This window comes from Achromobacter piechaudii NBRC 102461, from assembly GCF_001571245.1.
Taxonomy (GTDB): Bacteria; Pseudomonadota; Gammaproteobacteria; order Burkholderiales; family Burkholderiaceae_B; genus Achromobacter; species Achromobacter piechaudii.
Window position 1 is genome coordinate 68,446 of record NZ_BCTK01000013.1, and the last position, 17,352, is coordinate 85,797.

The 17,352-nt window shown below is 65.4% G+C and carries 14 protein-coding genes and 1 pseudogene; 8 read left to right on the top strand and 7 right to left on the bottom strand.

Annotation, left to right across the window (positions count from 1 at the left end):
- Positions 1 to 11 precede the first annotated feature (11 nt).
- The 4 genes from API01S_RS23370 to galU all read left to right on the top strand — a co-directional run bounded on the left by API01S_RS23370 (position 12) and on the right by galU (position 4,898).
- Positions 12 to 1,157, top strand: a complete 1,146-nt coding sequence (locus API01S_RS23370) for a hypothetical protein (protein ID WP_061306246.1) — start codon at positions 12 to 14, stop codon at positions 1,155 to 1,157.
- Positions 1,158 to 1,160: 3 nt separating this feature from the next.
- The gene (locus API01S_RS23375; protein ID WP_061306247.1) at positions 1,161 to 2,996 is read left to right on the top strand and encodes an ABC transporter ATP-binding protein; all 1,836 of its coding nucleotides are present in this window, start codon (positions 1,161 to 1,163) and stop codon (positions 2,994 to 2,996) included.
- 73 nt (positions 2,997 to 3,069) lie between these two features.
- Positions 3,070 to 3,960, top strand: a complete 891-nt coding sequence (locus API01S_RS23380) for a manganese catalase family protein (RefSeq protein ID WP_006220897.1) — start codon at positions 3,070 to 3,072, stop codon at positions 3,958 to 3,960.
- 104 nt (positions 3,961 to 4,064) lie between these two features.
- Entirely contained in the window at positions 4,065 to 4,898 is an 834-nt protein-coding gene (galU, locus tag API01S_RS23385) for a UTP--glucose-1-phosphate uridylyltransferase GalU (RefSeq protein ID WP_006220896.1), read from the top strand.
- A gap of 55 nt (positions 4,899 to 4,953) precedes the next feature.
- On the opposite strand, the gene nadE is transcribed toward galU, so the two are convergent.
- Positions 4,954 to 5,841, bottom strand: coding sequence for an ammonia-dependent NAD(+) synthetase (nadE, locus tag API01S_RS23390; protein ID WP_061306413.1), 888 nt, complete (start codon positions 5,839 to 5,841; stop codon positions 4,954 to 4,956).
- 144 nt (positions 5,842 to 5,985) lie between these two features.
- Entirely contained in the window at positions 5,986 to 6,216 is a 231-nt protein-coding gene (locus API01S_RS23395) for a CrpP-related protein (RefSeq protein WP_061306414.1), read from the bottom strand.
- A gap of 367 nt (positions 6,217 to 6,583) precedes the next feature.
- Between API01S_RS23395 and API01S_RS23400 the strand changes: the two genes are divergently transcribed.
- The gene (locus tag API01S_RS23400) at positions 6,584 to 6,775 is read left to right on the top strand and encodes a hypothetical protein (RefSeq protein WP_006220893.1); all 192 of its coding nucleotides are present in this window, start codon (positions 6,584 to 6,586) and stop codon (positions 6,773 to 6,775) included.
- A gap of 34 nt (positions 6,776 to 6,809) precedes the next feature.
- Here API01S_RS23400 and API01S_RS23405 read toward each other — a convergent pair whose 3' ends face one another.
- Positions 6,810 to 10,928, bottom strand: coding sequence for a CheR family methyltransferase (locus API01S_RS23405; protein ID WP_061306248.1), 4,119 nt, complete (start codon positions 10,926 to 10,928; stop codon positions 6,810 to 6,812).
- A 132-nt stretch (positions 10,929 to 11,060) separates the two neighbouring features.
- Between API01S_RS23405 and API01S_RS23410 the strand changes: the two genes are divergently transcribed.
- The gene (locus tag API01S_RS23410) at positions 11,061 to 11,783 is read left to right on the top strand and encodes a PIG-L deacetylase family protein (protein WP_061306249.1); all 723 of its coding nucleotides are present in this window, start codon (positions 11,061 to 11,063) and stop codon (positions 11,781 to 11,783) included.
- Positions 11,784 to 11,900: 117 nt separating this feature from the next.
- Here API01S_RS23410 and API01S_RS23415 read toward each other — a convergent pair whose 3' ends face one another.
- Positions 11,901 to 12,125: a hypothetical protein gene (locus API01S_RS23415; protein WP_061306250.1), complete on the bottom strand. Its 225-nt coding sequence runs from the start codon at positions 12,123 to 12,125 to the stop codon at positions 11,901 to 11,903.
- A gap of 115 nt (positions 12,126 to 12,240) precedes the next feature.
- Positions 12,241 to 12,609: a VOC family protein gene (locus API01S_RS23420; RefSeq protein ID WP_061306251.1), complete on the bottom strand. Its 369-nt coding sequence runs from the start codon at positions 12,607 to 12,609 to the stop codon at positions 12,241 to 12,243.
- A 207-nt stretch (positions 12,610 to 12,816) separates the two neighbouring features.
- Here API01S_RS23420 and API01S_RS23425 point away from each other — a divergent pair, with 207 nt between their 5' ends.
- A complete protein-coding gene (locus API01S_RS23425; protein ID WP_061306252.1) occupies positions 12,817 to 13,041 on the top strand; it encodes a hypothetical protein in 225 nt (74 codons plus the stop codon).
- Here the strand turns inward: API01S_RS23425 and API01S_RS29595 are convergent.
- A complete protein-coding gene (locus tag API01S_RS29595; RefSeq protein WP_084802486.1) occupies positions 12,994 to 13,251 on the bottom strand; it encodes a CrpP-related protein in 258 nt (85 codons plus the stop codon). The genes API01S_RS23425 and API01S_RS29595 overlap by 48 nt on opposite strands.
- Before the next feature lie 159 nt (positions 13,252 to 13,410).
- Positions 13,411 to 16,452, bottom strand: a complete 3,042-nt coding sequence (locus API01S_RS23430) for an autotransporter family protein (RefSeq protein ID WP_061306253.1) — start codon at positions 16,450 to 16,452, stop codon at positions 13,411 to 13,413.
- A 463-nt stretch (positions 16,453 to 16,915) separates the two neighbouring features.
- Between API01S_RS23430 and API01S_RS29665 the strand changes: the two are divergent.
- Positions 16,916 to 17,185, top strand: a pseudogene (locus tag API01S_RS29665) (carboxymuconolactone decarboxylase family protein); the annotation flags it as partial.
- Positions 17,186 to 17,352 lie beyond the last annotated feature (167 nt).

The window sequence follows — 17,352 nt, forward strand, 5'->3', positions numbered from 1 at the left end:
GGGGGCGACCGATGCATTTTCAAAGTTTCTTCCTGGCGGGTTTCGAATGTTCATGCCACCGCTTTCCCGACGGACGCCAGCTGGATCTGCTGGCGTCCACCGGTCATGCCGAGTGGACCCGGTCGGACTACGCGGCCGCGATGGCGCTGGGCCTGCGCACTGCGCGCGATGGCGTGCGCTGGCACCTGACCCACCCCGCGCCGTACGCCTACGACTGGTCCAGTGTGCTGCCCATGTTGCGGGCCGCCCGCGAGACCGGCATGCAGGTCATCTGGGATCTATGCCACTTTGGCTGGCCGCCCTGGATCGACATCTGGTCCAGCCGTTTTCCCGAGGCGTTTGCGCGCCATGCCGCTGCCGTGGCTCGATTGGTGGCGGCGGAATCGGAATTGCCGGCGATGTATTGCCCCATCAACGAGATCTCGTACTGGAGCTGGGCAGGGGGCGACATGGCGCATTTCAGTCCGAACGCCACCGGGCGGGGAGGGGAACTGAAACGGCAACTGGTGCGGGCCTTCGTGCATGCCGCGGACGCGATCCTTGAAGTCGATCCCGGCGCGCGCTTCCTGTCCGCCGAACCGATGATCGCGGTGCATCCATGGCTATTGGATGACGAGGGGCCGTCGGCCGAGGCCAACGCCTCGCAGTTCGAAGCCGTGGACATGATCACCGGCCGCGTTCAGCCGGAGCTGGGGGGCGCCGAGCGCTATCTGGATATCGTGGGTGTCAATTACTACCCGCATAACCAGTGGCTGCATTGCGGCCCGCAACTGCGGCACGACGACGCACGCTACGCGCCACTGAGCGATCTTCTGCAAGCGCAGGGTCAGCGCTATGGTCGCCCGATACTGATCGCGGAGACCGGCGCGGAAGGCGCGGCGCGCGCGCCCTGGCTGCGCTACGTGGCGGACCAGGCAATGCGGGCGCGGACGGCCGGCGTGAACATGGCCGGCATCTGCCTGTATCCGGTCACCGATTACCCCGGTTGGGAAGATGGCCGCTACTGTTCGACCGGCCTGTTCAGCGCGCCCTCGGACACGGGCCAACGCGCGCTCTACGCGCCCCTGGCGGTTGAGCTGCGGCATCAGGCGTCGCGGTTTGGCGATGGTCCGGCCGGCCTGCTGAACGCGCCGTCCGTGCTGGCGATAGAGGGCTGAACCATGTCATCCGACCCACAAGGCTTGCCTGCCCGGCCGCTCGCGTTCGTCTGGCGTTACGTCGCGCAGCGGCGGCTGGCGTTCGGCCTGCTGGCTACTGTGGTGGTGCTGGCCGGCGCCTGTTCCGTCGCGGTGCAATACGCGATGAAGCTGATCGTCGACGCGATGGCGGCGGGGCAGGTCGAGACGGACAAGGTGTGGTGGCCGCTGGGCGTGTTCCTGGCGTTGATCGCGATAGAAGCGGCGCTGTGGCGAGCAGGCGGCTGGCTGGGATGCCGCAACATCGTCGCGGCCTGCGCGGCGTTGCGGGTGGAATTGTTCGAGTACCTGAGCCATCACTCCACCCGTTACTTCCGCCAGCATCATTCGGGCGCGCTGGCCAATCGCATCACGGCCACCGCCACGGCCGCCGGCGCGATCTATGGCGCGGCGGTATGGAGCATCATTCCGCCTTGCGTGGACTTCATCGGCGCCATCGTGGTGCTGTCCACGGTGGACTGGCGCATGGCGTCCGGCCTGCTGTGCTTCGTGATCGTGCTGGGGGCGGTCATCATTGCGTTCGGCGCGCGCGGGCGCGGCCTGCACCAGCAGTACGGCGAGCAGGCCGCCCACGTGGGCGGAGAAATCGTCGACGCCATCTCGAACATCTGGGCCGTGCAGGCGTTCGCGGCGCAGGCGCGGGAACGTGCGCGGCTGGAACGCGCGCTGGGCGAGGAAGCGCGCGCGCAGCGCCGCAGCTGGATGTACGTGGAAAAAGCGCGCGTGATCCACGACGCCTGCCTGTGGCTGGCGGCCAGCGCAATGCTGCTGTGGGTGCTGCATTCCTGGCAACAGGGGCAGGCCACCCCCGGCGATGTGGTGGTGGTCAGCGCGTTGACCTTTCGCATCCTGCACGGCTCGCGCGACCTGGCCCTGGCGCTGGTGGGCACCGCCCAGCAGTTTGGTGTGATCGGCGAAATGCTGCGCGTGATGGCGCGCCCGGCCGCGGTGCCGGACCTGCCGGCCGCGAGGCCGCTGCGGCGCGTATCCGCATCCCTCGAATTCGACAACGTGCACTACTGCTATCCCGGCGGCAATCGCGCGCTGCGCGGCGTGACGCTGTCGATACCGGCCGGGCAGAAGGTCGGTCTGGTCGGCGCGTCGGGCGCCGGAAAATCCACGCTGCTGTCGCTGCTGCAACACGCCGACGAACCGGATAGCGGCCGCATCCTGATCGGCGGCCAGCCCATCCGGCACGCCACGCTGCAAAGCCTGAGAGCCGCCATATCCGTGGTGCCGCAAGACATCAGCCTGTTTCGCCGCAGCGTCATGGAGAACATCCGCTATGGCCGCCCGGAAGCGACGGAACAAGAGGTGTTGCAAGCCGCCGCCCAGGCGCATTGCGCGGAGTTTATCGCCAAGATGCCGCAGGGCTACGACACCGTGGTGGGCGAGCGCGGCGCGATGCTGTCGGGCGGCGAGCGCCAGCGCATCGGGATCGCGCGCGCGTTCCTGAAAGACGCGCCCGTGCTGCTGCTGGACGAGGCCACGTCCGCGTTGGACAGCCATTCCGAAATGCTCATTCAGCGCGCGCTGGCCGACCTGATGCAGAGCCGCACGGTGGTGGCCGCCGCGCATCGCCTGTCTTCGTTGGCGCGTTACGACCGCATCGTGGTGCTGGAAAACGGCGCGGTCGTGGAAGACGGCACGCTGGAAGAACTGTTGCAGGCGCGGGGACCATTTCGCGCGCTGTGGGACTTGCAGGCAGGCGGCAAGGGAGCGATGCCGGACGAGAACGCGCAAGCGCCCGCGCGGGACGGCCCGCGCGCTGCGCACGACCGCGAACTCAAGCAGGCTTAAACGTTTTCGGCATGGCGGTTGCGGCGGTCAAGCCAGCCGGGCCAATAGGGGAACGGCGCAATCGGAGATCACCATGTTTGCTCACAACAAACGCCTGCAATACACCGTGCGAGTCGCGCAGACCAATCCGGGCCTGGCCAACCTGCTGCTGGAGCAGTTCGGCGGACCACAAGGAGAATTGGCGGCGGCGTGTAGATATTTCACTCAGGCCCTGGCCGAAGATGATCCGGGCCGCAAGGACATGCTGCTGGACATTGCTACGGAAGAACTAAGCCATCTGGAAGTGATCGGCACGCTGGTGGCCATGTTGAACAAGGGCGCCAAGGGCGCGCTGGCCGAAGCCACCGAATCCGAAGCCGAAATCTACCGCCGGCTGAACGGGCCGGGCAATGATTCGCACGTGACCCAAGTGCTTTATGGCGGCGGGCCGGCACTGATCAATTCGGGTGGACAGCTGTGGAACGCGGGCTATATCGACACCATCGGCGATCCGTCGGCGGACCTGCGCTCGAACATCGCCGCCGAGGCCCGCGCCAAGATCATCTACGAACGGCTGATCAACGCCACCGATGACCCCGGCGTGCAGGAAGCCTTGGGGTTCCTGATGACGCGCGAGGTTTCGCATCAGCGGTCCTTTGAAAAGGCGCTGTATTCCATGGAGCCCAACTTCCCGCCCGGAAAGCTGCCCGGCGATCCGCGCTTTGCCAACGTGTACTTCAACATGTCGCAAGGCGATGGCGATATGCGCGGCTCGTGGAACAGCGACGAGAACTTCACCTACGTCACGGCTGGACAAGAGCAGCGCGCCATCGACGGCGACGGCAGGGCCAGCGTGGGGCTCACCGAAGACGAGACGCTTGCGCTGCAAGCCATGGTCTCGCGCACGGCATCCGACCCTTCGGCTGACCCCGCCACCGGCGCGGAGCTGGGCGAAGGGCGCGCGATGGGGGACGAGTTGGCGTAATGGCCAAAATGGATGAGGTCGCCAGACGACCCGGGCGGTGGGCACGATTTTTGCTCTACGCCCATATCCCGTCCCGGGTTGTCTACACCATTGAGAGCCAAACCATGCTTCCCATTCGCAAAGCGGTATTCCCCGTTGCCGGTCTGGGCACGCGTTTTCTGCCGGCCACCAAGGCCATGCCCAAGGAAATGCTACCTATCGTTGATCGACCCTTGATCCAATACGCCGTCGAAGAAGCCGTTGCGGCGGGCATCACGGAGCTTATCTTCATCACCGGGCGGAACAAGCGGGCTATCGAAGACCACTTCGACCGCATGCCGGAATTGGAACGCGACCTGGAATTGAAGAACAAGGTGGCGTTGCTGGACAGCGTGCGCAACGTGATCCCGGACTCGGTCAAGTGCGTGTACACCCGGCAGCCGGCCGCATTGGGGTTGGGCCATGCCGTGTTGTGCGCCTCGGCCCTGGTGGGCGATGAGCCCTTCGCCGTGCTGCTGGCCGACGATCTGATCGACGCCGATGCGCCGGTCATCGGCGAGATGACCAAAGTGGCCCGCGAATTCGAAGGCAGCGTGCTGGCCGTGCAACATGTGCCGCGCAACCAGACCAACCAGTACGGCATCGTGTCCGGCGAGTCCGTGTCGCAAGGGGTCGTGCAGGTGTCGGGGATGGTGGAAAAGCCGCATCCCGACGTCGCGCCCAGCGACCTGGCCGTGGTGGGACGCTACATTCTTGAACCCGGGATTTTCGATGCGCTTCGGGCGACGCAGCCCGGCGTGGGTGGCGAAATCCAGCTGACCGACGCCATCGCCTCGCTGTTGAAGCAACGCAAGGTGTTCGGCTACGAGTACGACGGCGTGCGCTATGACTGCGGCAGCAAGGAAGGCTTCTACCGCGCGACGATGGAGATCGGCCGCAAGTACCACGGCATGGAATAAATCGGGTGCAGCGGGTGCAACGCAGCCCGGACAGCGCCGGGCTGGATGCCGCCATCTATTCGAACTGCCCGCCCGGGCCGCTGTAGGCGTCAGCGTCGTTGGCGCTGGCCTCGGGCGGCGTGGCGGGCGGCTGGCGCTTGTGCGCCGTGGCGTCATATTGCTTGAGCACCGTCTGCCGCGCGCCATCGGGCACGGAGCGCCCTTCCAGAAAATCGTCGATCTCGTCGTAGGAGACGCCCAGCGCCTGCTCGTCGGGCAAGCCGGGCCGCAGCGATTCCAGATCCGCGGTAGGCAACTTGGTGATCAGGCGCGCGGGAGCGCCCAGGACCACGCCCAGCGCGCGCACGCGGCGCTTGGTCAGACCGCGCAGCGGCAGCAGGTCGGCCGCGCCGTCGCCGTGTTTGGTGAAAAATCCCATCAATGCCTCGGCCGCCTGATCGGTGCCGATCACCAGGCAATCCATCGCGCCGGCAATCGCGTACTGAGCCACCATGCGTTGGCGCGCCTTGATGTTGCCCACCACGAAGTCCTCGGCGGACTTATCGGAAAACAGCAGTCCGGCAGCTTCCAGCGCGTCGCGCTGCGCGTCCACGGCGGGTTGGATATCGACCTGCATGACGTGGTCGGCCTGAATGAAATCCAGCGCTCGGGCGGCATCGGCCTCGTCATGCTGCTGGCCATAAGGCAGCCGCACGGCGACGAAAAATGCGCGCTTGCCGGCCAGGCGCAAGCGCTCGGCGGCCAGTTGCGCCATGCGCGCCGCCACCGTCGAATCAACGCCGCCGCTGATGCCCAGCACGTAGCCGGCCTTGCCGGATGCAACCAGATAATCCGCCAGGAACGTTACCCGGCTTTCGACTTCGAGCGCGGCGTCAAAGCCTTCTGCTACACCAAGTTCTTTTGCAATTGAGGTTTGCCGATCTTGCGTGTCAGGGGCGGTGATGTGTAAAGCCATAATCAGATCTCCCTCTACGGTTCGCGGCTGCGGCGAACGGGTGTTCGCCCTGCACTTTGGGTAGTGCGTAGCAATTTCCGGACCTGGCTTGCAGGGAGTCTGTCGGTGAAGCAGCGTGGAAGCCCACGCGGGTCAATGCAAAACGTGTACGTCCTGGTCGCTGGCGGGCGGATGGCACCGACCCAGCCAACTCTCGACTTCAGTCTTCCAGCCGGCTTCCCAGGCGGCGACTTTGGCACGCCATAGGCCGATGGGCTCGCCGGTGTGGCCCGGCATCTGTTGCGCCCTAAGGTAAGGGCAATCGAACAGGCTCCATCCGTTCCGGGCGGCCTGTGCGCCCTGGTCATGGATGTCTTTATCCATTTCGAACCCCTGATCTGTATGAGCGCCGAGTATGGGCGCAGACCCGTAAGCCTGCAATAGTGTGCCAGCACTAGACGGCATAGCGTGGCGAGACCTTCGGCCGGTTGGCTTGGGCACGCTACGTGCTGTAAGAGGGCGTCAGGCATCCCCGCCCCGTCGGCGGATCGGAGCTGAAATGAACACCCCTGATCCATCCCAACCGTCTTCGGACGAAGCCCGGGCCAACGCTGCGCGCCTGTCCACTACCGGCCGTGGCCCGTGGCGGCAGTTCGCAAGCTTCATCGGAGCACTCGTGGCGATTTTGCTAGTGGTGTGGGCAGTAGCTATCTGGCTGCGGTAGCGGCCGACTCTTACGTGAGGTGGACGTATGGAAGTGACCGACGAGTGGTTGCTGCGATGGCAGACCGCGGGCGGCGGCTATAACCAGAAACAGCTGGCGCTGCTGGGCGTGCCCTGGCCGCCCAAGTGCGGCTGGAAGCGCGAGGTATTGTCCAAGGAAATTCCAGACGATGTGGCTCGCGCATTCCAGGTGCTGGCGGGTCACCGGCAGGAGGAATGAGCGAACGGCCGGTCGCGCGGCCGTTCGCTCGCCGTCACGCAGTGGTGCGCAGCCGGCGCACGACGTCCAGCAGATTGTCCAGCGATACCGGCTTGCTGATGTGCGCCGAATAGCCGGCTTGCAGGGCCTCGTTCATGTCTTCCTTCGACCCGAAGCCCGTCAGCGCGATCGCCGGCATGGCGCTGTCCGGATATTTTTCCCGTATGGCTCGGATCAGCTCATAGCCGTCCATGTCGGCCATGCCGATATCGGACAGCAGCAGGTCGAAGCTTGCCGTCTCGAACGCTTGCAGCGCGTCTTGTCCGCTGCCCACCGCCGTGACGGATGCCTCTTCCATTTCCAGCAACTCGCGCATGATGTGCAGGATGTCTTCGGAGTCGTCCACGATCAGCACCTTGAGACCCTTGAGCGGACTTTCGCCGGGCAGGGGCAAGCTGCTTTCTTCTTGATGCGCGCTGGCCAGCGGCATGCGCACCGTAAAGCGCGCGCCCCGGCCGTGGCCGTCCGAATGCGCCTGGATGGTGCCGCCATGCGCCTTGACCAGCTCGCTGGCCACGGCCAGGCCGATACCCAGCCCCGGGCTGGCAAGATTGCGTTGGCGCAGGTCGGCCTGGCTGAACATGTCGAATACCTTGCCCAGAAATTGCGCGTCGATGCCTTGGCCCGTGTCCACGACGTCAAGGCGCAGCCGCGCATCTTCCACCTCCAGGCGCAGCGTCACGATGCCGCCTGGCGGCGTGAACTTGATGCCGTTGTTCAGCAGGTTCCAGATGATCTGCTCGACCCGCAGCGGGTCGGCATTCAGGTGGATGGCGCGGCCCGCATCGAACTCGCTGCGCAGCGTCAGGCCGGCCGCGCGGGCCACCGGATCAAGCACTTCGAGGATGTTCGTGGCGATGGCGGTGATGTCGAATATGGATTGATTCAGCGCCAGCTTGCCCGTGCGTACGCGTGACAGATCCAGCAGGTCGTCGATGATGCGCGCCTGCCCCTTGACCGAGCGCTGGATCAGGTCGGCAGAGCGCGCGGCGCCCGGCGAATTGCGCACGGCCGGCGTGCGAGCCAGCAGTTCCGCATTCAGCTGGATCAGGTTCAGCGGATGCTTCAGCTCATGCGACACCATGGCGAAGAATTCGTCCTTCAGCACGTTGTCGGCGCGCGCGCGGTCCAGGCGTGACTCCTGTTCCGCATCGCGCAGCTTCAGGTCGGTCACGTCGCGCACGATCTTGGCGAAACCCTGATAGTCCGGATCGTCCATGCGGTTGACGCCGCCCGTGCAGAAGATCAGGCCGCCGTCCTTGCGCCGATGCCAGCGTTCGTCGGGCGCGTAGCCGATCTGCCGGGCGCGCTCCAGCTCTTTTTCAGGCCGGCCAGCTTCGATGTCGGCATCCGTGAAGATGATCGCAAACGATTTGCCGATGGCTTCCGTGCGGTTGTAGCCGAACATGGTTTCGGCGCCCACGTTCCAGTTGGTGATGATGCCTTCGCTGTCCAGCGTCAAGATGCCGAAGTCGCGCGCGCTTTCCGTCATCAGCTTCAGATGCGCTTCGCCCAGGCGCACCTGGTCTTCGGCCTGGCGCCGGTCGGTGATGTCGATGAAGGTCAGCACCGCGCCTTCGATGCGGTGCTCGGCGCTGCGGTAGGGCAGCAGCCGCGCCAGATACCAACGGCCGGCATCGCTGCGCACTTCGCGTTCAACGGCCCGCAAGGATTCGAAAACGCCCGCCGCGTCGCGCGCCATGTCGGGGTAATCCAGCCGGTGCGTGATGTCCAGCAGCGAGCGGCCCGCGTCGCTCGTGATGACGTTGAAGACGTCGGTGGCGCGCGGCGTGAACCATTGGATGTGCATCTTGCGGTCGACGAAGACCGTGGCGATGTCTGTGGACGCGATCAGGTTCTGCAAGTCGTCATTGATCTTGGCCGTCTCGTCCACCTTGGACTTGAGTTCGGCGTTGACGGTAATGAGTTCTTCGTTGACCGACTGCAATTCTTCCTTGCCCGTTTCGAGTTCTTCGGTGGCCGAGCGCAGTTCTTCGTTGATGGCCTGCAATTCTTCGTTGGACGCCTTGAGTTCTTCGGTGGACGTCTCGGATTGTTCGATGGTCGCCTGCAACTGTTCCTTCGTGCCTTGCAGTTCGGCCTCCAGCTGCGTCAGCACGGCCGATGCGCCGACGGTCGGCGCGACGCCCTCGGGGCTCATCACGTCTTCCACTTCGTCGAACAGCACCAGCATGTAGTCGTTGGCCGTTTCTTCATGGCGGAACGGCCGAACGACCATGTTCACGTAGGTCTGGCGGTCGCCGATCTTCATCTTCACGCGGCGCGCCTCGACGCTCTTGCGCGTGTGCAGCGCCTGGAACATCGCCGTGCGCAGTTCGGTGCGCAGCTCGGGGTAGACCAGCGAGGGCAGGTTGCGCGACGGCTCGCCGCCGCCATGGCGCAGGTAGCGGCCCGCGCGTTCGGACATGTGCACGATATCGCTTTCCGCATCCACGATGACGCTGGGCGGCGCGTACATTTCCAGCGCGCGCTGGTGGACTTCGGCGTAGGACACCTTGTTGTGGCGGTTGCGCACCAAGGGCGTGGGGGTGGCGCTGGGGCGCTCGAACGCGTGGGCGGCGGGCAGCGCGGGCACGTTGCGCAACTGCGCCGGCGTTTCCTTGGCCACATAGATGCGGTTGCGCTTGTCCACCACCTGGAACAGGCGCGGGCAGGCGTCGGCGGACTCCGAGCTGCCCAGGAACAGATAGCCACCCGGCTTGAGCGCGAAATGGAACATGCGCAGCACGTCCTGCTGCACCTCGCGGTCCAGGTAGATCAGCAGGTTGCGGCAACTGACAAGATCAAGCTTGGAGAAGGGCGGATCGCGCAGCACGTTGTGCACGGCGAAAAGCACGCGTTCGCGGACCTCTTTCTTGACGCGGTATTCGTTTTCCTGCCGCGAGAAATAGCCTTGCAGCAAGGCGGGCGGCACGTCGGCCTCGATGGCCGTGGGGTACGCGCCGCCCCGGCCGGTCGCCAGCGCCGCTTCGTCGATATCGGTGGCGAACAGTTGGATCTTCTGGCTGTACTTCAGCGTATCGGCACGGGCACTGAGCAGGATGGCCAGCGTATAGGCTTCCTCGCCCGTCGAGCAGCCAGCAACCCACGCGCGCATGGGGCTGCCCGGGTTCTTCTGATGCCGTTCAAACAGCTTGGCCAACACGAAATTGTCCAGCGACGTAAAGGCTTCCTTGTCACGGAAAAACTGCGTCACGCCGATCAGCATGTCCGACAGCAACAGCGGCGTTTCTTCCACGCGATCCTGCAACAGCTTGCCGTAGGCCTTCAGGCTGGACACGCCTGTGATCTGCATGCGCCGTTCAATGCGGCGCAGCACCGTGGCAGGCTTGTAATGGCGAAAGTCGTGCGCGGTGCGGGCGCGCAGCAGCGTCAGGATGTCGCGCAGGGCGTTGCGGTCTTCTTTGTCGGGGTCCGCGTCCGAGCCGCCGGCGTCCGCGCTGTCGGCATCGAGCTTGGGCAGGTGCATGGACGCCATGTTGTCGGCGATCTGCTTGAGCCGCGTGGGCATGGCGGCCACCGGCAGGATGATGTCGACCATGCCGGTGGCGATGGCATTGCGCGGCATGGCGTCGTGCTCGGCGTCCTCGGGTTGCTGCGCGAAGGTAATGCCGCCTTGTTCCTTGATGCGCGCCAGGCCGACCGAGCCGTCCGACCCGCCGCCCGTCAGCACAATGCCGACCGCGCGGGTGGTATGCACATCGGCCAGCGTGCGGAAGAATTCGTCGATGGCCACGCGGTTGCCATGCGCCTGGGTGGCGGCCGACACGCTGAGATAGCCGTCATTCATGGACAGTATCGACGCTGGCGGAATGACGTAGACGTGGTTGCACTGGACGCGTTGCGCATGGGTGACTTGAACGACCGGCATCGTGGTCGCGCCTTGCAGGATCTTGTGCAGCACGCTTTCGTGATTGGGCGACAGGTGCACGATCACCACGAACGCCATGTTCGGCGTGTCGGGCATATGGGAGAAAAAATCCTGGAGCGCGTCGATGCCGCCCGCCGAAGCACCAAGGCCGACGACTGGAAAGTGTAAATCGCTGATGGCAATACCCGGTTTGTTGTTGGGCACGGAGGGGGCGTTGGACATGGAAGAAAGAGGCTCGGCGACAGGCTGCGTTGCCCACGATGATACAGCCGTACAACGGGGTCCGGAGCAGGCGGTTTCGGGTACGTCACTTGCTGCTTGGCCTGCTGTCCTTCATCTTGTCAGACGCTTCCCATGCCAGACGCTTTTGCTTTCGCCCGCGCCCCCCGCGACCGCCTGAACGCCGGTGGATCCCTGGTGGTGATTTCCCCCCACCTGGACGATGCGGTGTTCAGTTGCGGCAGCCTGCTAGCGCGGCGGCCCGGCAGCACCGTCGTCACCGTATTTACTGGCGTGCCCGAAGACGCGAGCGTGCTGACCCAATGGGACCGGGATTGCGGCTTTACCAGCGCCGGGCAGGCAATGCAGGAACGCATGGAGGAAAACCGGCGCGCGTTGGCGGCTCTGCGCGCCGAAGACCGCGCGCTGGGCCTGCTCGACTGCCAGTACCTGGAATGTCCAGACGCCGCCATGCCACAGTTGACCGAGGCCTTGTTGAGCACCTTGCAGGATCTGTCGCCGGATGCGGTCGCGCTTCCGTTGGGCCTGTTCCACGGCGATCACATCCGGGTCAGCGACGCGGCCCTGCTGATCTGGGAGACGTGGCCCCAGATGGCCTGGTTTCTTTACGAAGATGCCCCATATCGCGCGCAGCCGGGCGCGGTGCAGCAGCGTCTGGTGCAGCTGCACGCGCGCGGACTGGTGCTGACGCCCGCCAACTTTCTGGGCGATCCCGCCGCCAAGGCCGAGGCCATCGCCGCTTACCCCACGCAGATCAAGGGTTTCAATGGCCTGCTCGGAGACCTTGCTGGACCGGAACGCTATTGGCGGCTGTCCAGCGGCGAAGAAGGCGCGTGAACGGCAAGCGCGTGCGCCGGGGTGTGCAATCAGGGGATTGTTGATGCGTATCGCCGTGGGCAGGGAACGGCCGGACGCGCCTGCATCTAACGAAGGCGGTCCGGACACATCCCTCGTCTAGCTGGGTTTCTTGGCGGGTTCTACCGGCCGCCCGTAAGCGTCCTTGCCTTCCTGCGTTTGCGCGCCGCCGGCGGGATAGCCGGAATTGGAATTCGGATCGGTATTGACCTCGCCCTGCGGGGGACCATCGGCCACGGGTTGGCCGGTGGCGCCGGCTTCGGCGCGGTCCACGTGCGGAGAGGGCGGCGGGTTGGGGGCGGGGGCGGGCTTGGAATCGGTCATGATCGCGGTCCTTGCTGGAATGCCTTGCGGGATGCGCGGCGTCGCCCGGCGTTGAGCAACTCCCATTCCTGAAGGAACCGCCGTGTTTCACGTGCCGGCAGGGCGCGGGTCCGGATCACGCCTGCGGCAGGTGGCAGACGGCTTCCACGTTGTGGCCGTCCGGGGCCAGCACGAACGCGGCGTAGTAATTGGGGTGGTAGTGCGGCCGCGGGCCCGGTGGGCCATTGTCTTTGGCGCCGGCCGCAAGGGCAGCCTGATAGAACGCGTCGACGTCGGCGCGCGTGGCCGCCGTGATGGCGATGTGCAGCGGGGGCGACACCGCGCGGGTGGCGTAGAGCCACATCGACGGCTTGCCCGCGCGCCCCAGACCGATGCTGTCGGGGCCTTGCATGGCAAGGCTGACGCCTAAAGGGGCCAGCGCTTGTAAAAAGAACGCTCGACTCTGATTGATGTCGCTGACGCCAAACCCGATGTGATCGAACATGCCCGCCCTTTATTTGCGCGGCGTCGCGCCCTTGCCGCCAGGCGCGGTTAGCCGCTGTTAAGCCACTGTTATGGCTTTATAGCGCCATCAGCCCGCGCTTGCAGTGCCGCGCACCCGGCTTAGGCTTGGATCACCCCGGGTACACCCGGATGCCGGGTATGACAATTGCTGCCGTCCATGGGTATCGGGGATAGAAAGGCGAAACCCATGCTACAGGATGACTTGCTTGTAAAAATGATCATGCAGACCGCGCCCAGCAGTCGTTTCGAGGACTGGGCGGAAGTGTTGGCCGAGTTTGCCGACTGCCTCTCGCAAATCAGCCCGCGTCTTACCCGGGCCGAATGCGAGAGGTTGCTCAATGTCGGCGCGTCGTTCTACCGCACCCTAGCTCGTGCGGAGGACTACCGGCGCAGTTCGGTGCATGGCGACTAGCTGATGCGCGCGCACGCGGGCTGGCGACGGACGGCTGCGCATCTGCATGCGCCAACCGGCCTCCCAGGCCCGCACCTTTTCGCTCCACAGGGCGATGGACTCGCCGGTGTGACCGGGCATTTCGACGGCGCGATAGTAGGGGCAATCCCACAAGGTCAAGCCTTCACGGGCCGCCTTCGCGCCGAGCTTCTGGATGTCATCGCAACGCATTGCTGAACCCTCCAAAAGTAGGATGATGGGAGGCCAGTATCGTGCCGTTCAGAGGCGATTTGCAATAGTGTGGCAGTACCAGACGGGGGGAGCAGATTGGCTCGCCCCCCGCGGCTCACCGCAAGCCGATAGCGCTGAGTGAACCGCGTGGCGGGCGCGTCAATACTTCCAGGTCATGTGCAGCGCGCCCGCGTTTTCACGGTTGCCGCCACCGAATTGGCCACTGTAGGTAAGGCCGATGGTGGCGTTGCGCGTGATCGCCGTTTGCACGCCCAGTTCAGCCAGCGCCGCGTTGCGCGCGATGGGCGCGCCGGCCACGGTGAAGGCCTGGCCGCCATCGAACGACATGGTCGTCTGCGGCAACACGTCGCCAAACGCGTGGCGCCAGCCCAGGCTTGCCTGCAAGCGGCCTTCGGCGCGTCCCAGAGTGAAGTCGGTCAGCGTGCGCAGACCGAGCGTGCTGCTGGTTTGGGTGTTGCTGTCGCTATGTCCGCGCAGGGCCGCCGAGCCGCCCGATTCGGAGAAGCCGCGCGTGCGCGTATCGCTCCAGGCCAGGCCGACATAGGGCTCGACGCTGAACCCGGCCGCGACCGGCAAGGTGTAGCCCGCCTCGCCGAACAGCTGCGTGGTGCTGGCGCCGTAATCGGCCTTCAGCTTCTGCGACGCGCCCGCCACATTGGCGTAGCGCTCGGTCGAGATGTCGTGCCACGTATAGGACGTACCGACCATCAGGTTCAGCTTGCCCGAGCCCACATCGAAGATCTTGCCGCCGAACAGCGCAGCGCTGTAGCCGGCCACGTCGGCTTTCGATGAACGGTCGTCCACTTGCGTCTTGCCGTCGGTGATGCCCAGCGCGCCGCCCAGGCGCCAACCGCCGCCCAGCGCATGATCGACGCCCGCGAAGACGCCGCCAGTTTCCTGGCGCACTTTCGCAGAATCGCCATTGCCCTTCATGGTCTGCCAGTTGCCGATCACTTCGGCCCAGGCAGGCTGCGCGTTCGACGACGGCAGCGCCAGCGCGGAGGGCGAACCGCCTGCCTGCGCGGTGGGCGCGCCGGGCCGCATGCCCGCGCCCAGATTGGCGCGCAGGTAGGCCAGCGGCACGGTGCGCACCGTGTTGTTCAGGCCCGTCAGGCTGGACGTGACGCTGGCGTGCGCTTCGCCGGACAGGCTGTTGAAGGCCGCCGTCGCCGCGCCTTCGGGCAAGGTCAGGATGTAGTCGTGCAAGGCGTTGCCCTGGGGCAGGCTGTCCAGCGCATTGGCCACCGCGCGTTGGTTGCCGGTCTGCGCCGCGTCCGCGAAGGCGATGGGACGCGTAGGCGTCTCGGGATTACCGGGATTGCCGGGAGTGACAGGGTCCACTGGCACCTGCTTGCGCCCCAGTTGCAGCGTGACGTTCTGCGCGTCGTAGCTCAGGGCGGGGTCCAGGAAGGCATAGTTGGATGTCACGCTGTCGAAGCGCCCGTTGATCGCGCCGGCCGTCAGGACGGTGTAGGTGCGCTGGGTTTGAAAGCCGTTGTCCGGACCGATGTGAACGACGGACCCGGCCAGGTTCGCCGTGCCGGTAACGTCCACGCGCGAGCTGGCGGATGACTGCGAATCGGCCATCACGTGATAGATCGAGCCTGGCGAAAACGTCAGGTCGCCCGTCACGCGCAACGCGCCGCCCGTCTGGCCTGGAGCCAGCGTAGCGCCGCTTTGCAGGACGGTGTTGCCGACCTGGCCGGTGCCTTGCAGGGTGGCGCCGCTGGCGATGGTCAGCGATCCGCCCAGCGAGCCATTGACAGCCAGCGCGCCGCCAAGCACGTTGGTCTGACCGCTGAAGCCGCTGGAGTCCCCGGTCAGGGTGGTGTTGCCGGCCAGCATATTGATCGTGCCCTGGCCGGGCGAGAGCGAACTCATCGCCGGCGCAAAGACGTAGTTGGTGCTGGTGTGATTGAAGACGAGCGTGCCCGCGCCATTACCAAAACGCAGGCCCATCGCTGCATCAATCGAGCCGGGCGCGGCGGGCGCAGCGCCCGCTTGCGCGCCGATGTTCAGCGTGCCCGTTGAACCGGCCACGTCCGCGATCCGCACGCGGTTGACGGTCTGGATGCCGGCGCCGTCGGACAGCGTCGTGACGCCGTCGCCCATATAACCCACGAGGAAAGCGCCGGACGGTTTCAGGCGCGTCTGGTCGCCGGTGGCGGTGATGACGCCCTGGCTGCCCGGTTCCAGGCCGCTGATGATCTGGAACGCTTCGACCACCGCGCCATCGCTGACCGTCATCGTGCCCTGGGACCCATCGGACGTGCCCACGGAAACATAGTCGACCAATGAGGTCAGCCGGCTGCCCGCGCCCGACAGGTTCAGGGTGCCCGTGCTGCCGTCCATCAAGCCCACGTAGGTGCGTCCGCCCGAGCTGGCCGTTGCGCCGCCGCTGATGTCCAGGGTGCCGTTGCCGTTCGAGCCGATCGTCAGGCCGCCGGTGGACTGTAGCGAAGTGCCCGTGCCGACCAGTTGCACCGTGCCCACCGAGCCCGTGTTGGCCGCGACCAGCAAGCCGGTGGTCTGCACGCTGGCGCGATCGGAAACCGTGACGGTGCCCGTGCCGGCGCTGCCCACGGTCAGTTGTCCGGTCTGCCAGCGGCTGTTCAGCCCCGAAACATCCAGTGTGCCTCGCGCGCCCGCGATCCCGCCCAGCGTCGTGGTGCCGGTCGACAGCGCCTGGCCGCCCCCCGCCACCGTCATCGTGCCGGTGCCGATGAAGCCGATGCTGAACGAGGCGGCCGTCCATTGCGAATTCGCGCCCAGGATCGACGCCGTGCCCGACTCCAGTTCAGAGACGCCGGGCGTCAGGCCGTTGCTCGAGTTGCTCACGAACACGGCGTCGCTGGTCAGTTGGCCGGCGTTTTGCAGCTTGAGCGTTGCGCCGGAGGTGGCGCCGATGAACAGGATGCCGGTCTGCGCGACGCTGTTGTCGATGATGGGCGAGTTGGGCGTCGCGGTGGTGATGAAGGTGTAGTTGCCCAAGGTCGGCAGCACATTCGGCGACCAGTTCAGCGTGTCTTGCCAGTCGCTGCTTTGCGAGCCATTCCAGATAAAGCCCGGCGCGGCAGCGGCCGGCATTGCGGCCAGCAGGCTCAGTACATAGGCGCTGCTCAGGCCAATAGCGCGCAATGTGAATAAAGGCAGCTGTTTCTTGAGTTCGTAGGAAGGCATTTTCGCTTTTCAACAATGTAGAGGGCGGCGAGGTGGCGCGGTCTTTGGCCGGTCAACGCGACGAAGCACATAAATCGAGCAAGACGGCATGTCGCGGGCAGGCCCGCACATGCACGGATGGCGGCACGCTTACCTGGAACCCATTCCTCAGAGCTGAGGGATGCGCCGTGCCGTTGTGAAAGCGGCGATCGATCCTGTCAATCGCATTTGATGAAACGCGCAATCGTGGTGCGCGGGACCGATCTTACGGCTAGCTGACAGCTTCAAACGCCCGAAGACGGCGCGATTGACGGCCTATTTCCCCGCCGTCGACACGATTGTTGCCCCGGGGGCAACACCGTGGTCCCTCGCGCAGGGCTACTGCCGTTTGCATGGCAGACCTACGATCTGGGCGTTGTTCAAGCATCCAGCGCCGCCCGCCGCAAGCCTGCCGGGACCGGCGCATACCTTCAGCGGAGTCATCATGAGTCAACGTCTTAACGCTTTTGCGCAATCGCCCGCGCTCTTCAAGAAATTCGTCGAATTCGGGATGTTGTTGAAGTCCGGATCGATCGAGCCTTCGATCCTGGCCCTGATCGAGATCCGCGCATCGCAGATCAACGGCTGCGGCTTCTGCCTGGACATGCACATCAAAGAGGCCAAGATCCAGGGCGAACGCGAACTGCGCCTGCATCATGTGGCGATCTGGCGCGAGTCCACGGAATTCTCTGCACGCGAACGGGCCTGCCTGGCCTGGACCGAGGCCCTGACCACGTTGGGTGCGCACGGCGTGTCCGATGAGATCTACGAGCGCGTTCGCGGCGAGCTGTCCGAAAAGGAAATCTCGGACCTGAGTTTCGCGGTCATGGCCATCAACGGCTGGAACCGGCTGAACGTGGGCTTTCGCACCGTGCCCGGCTC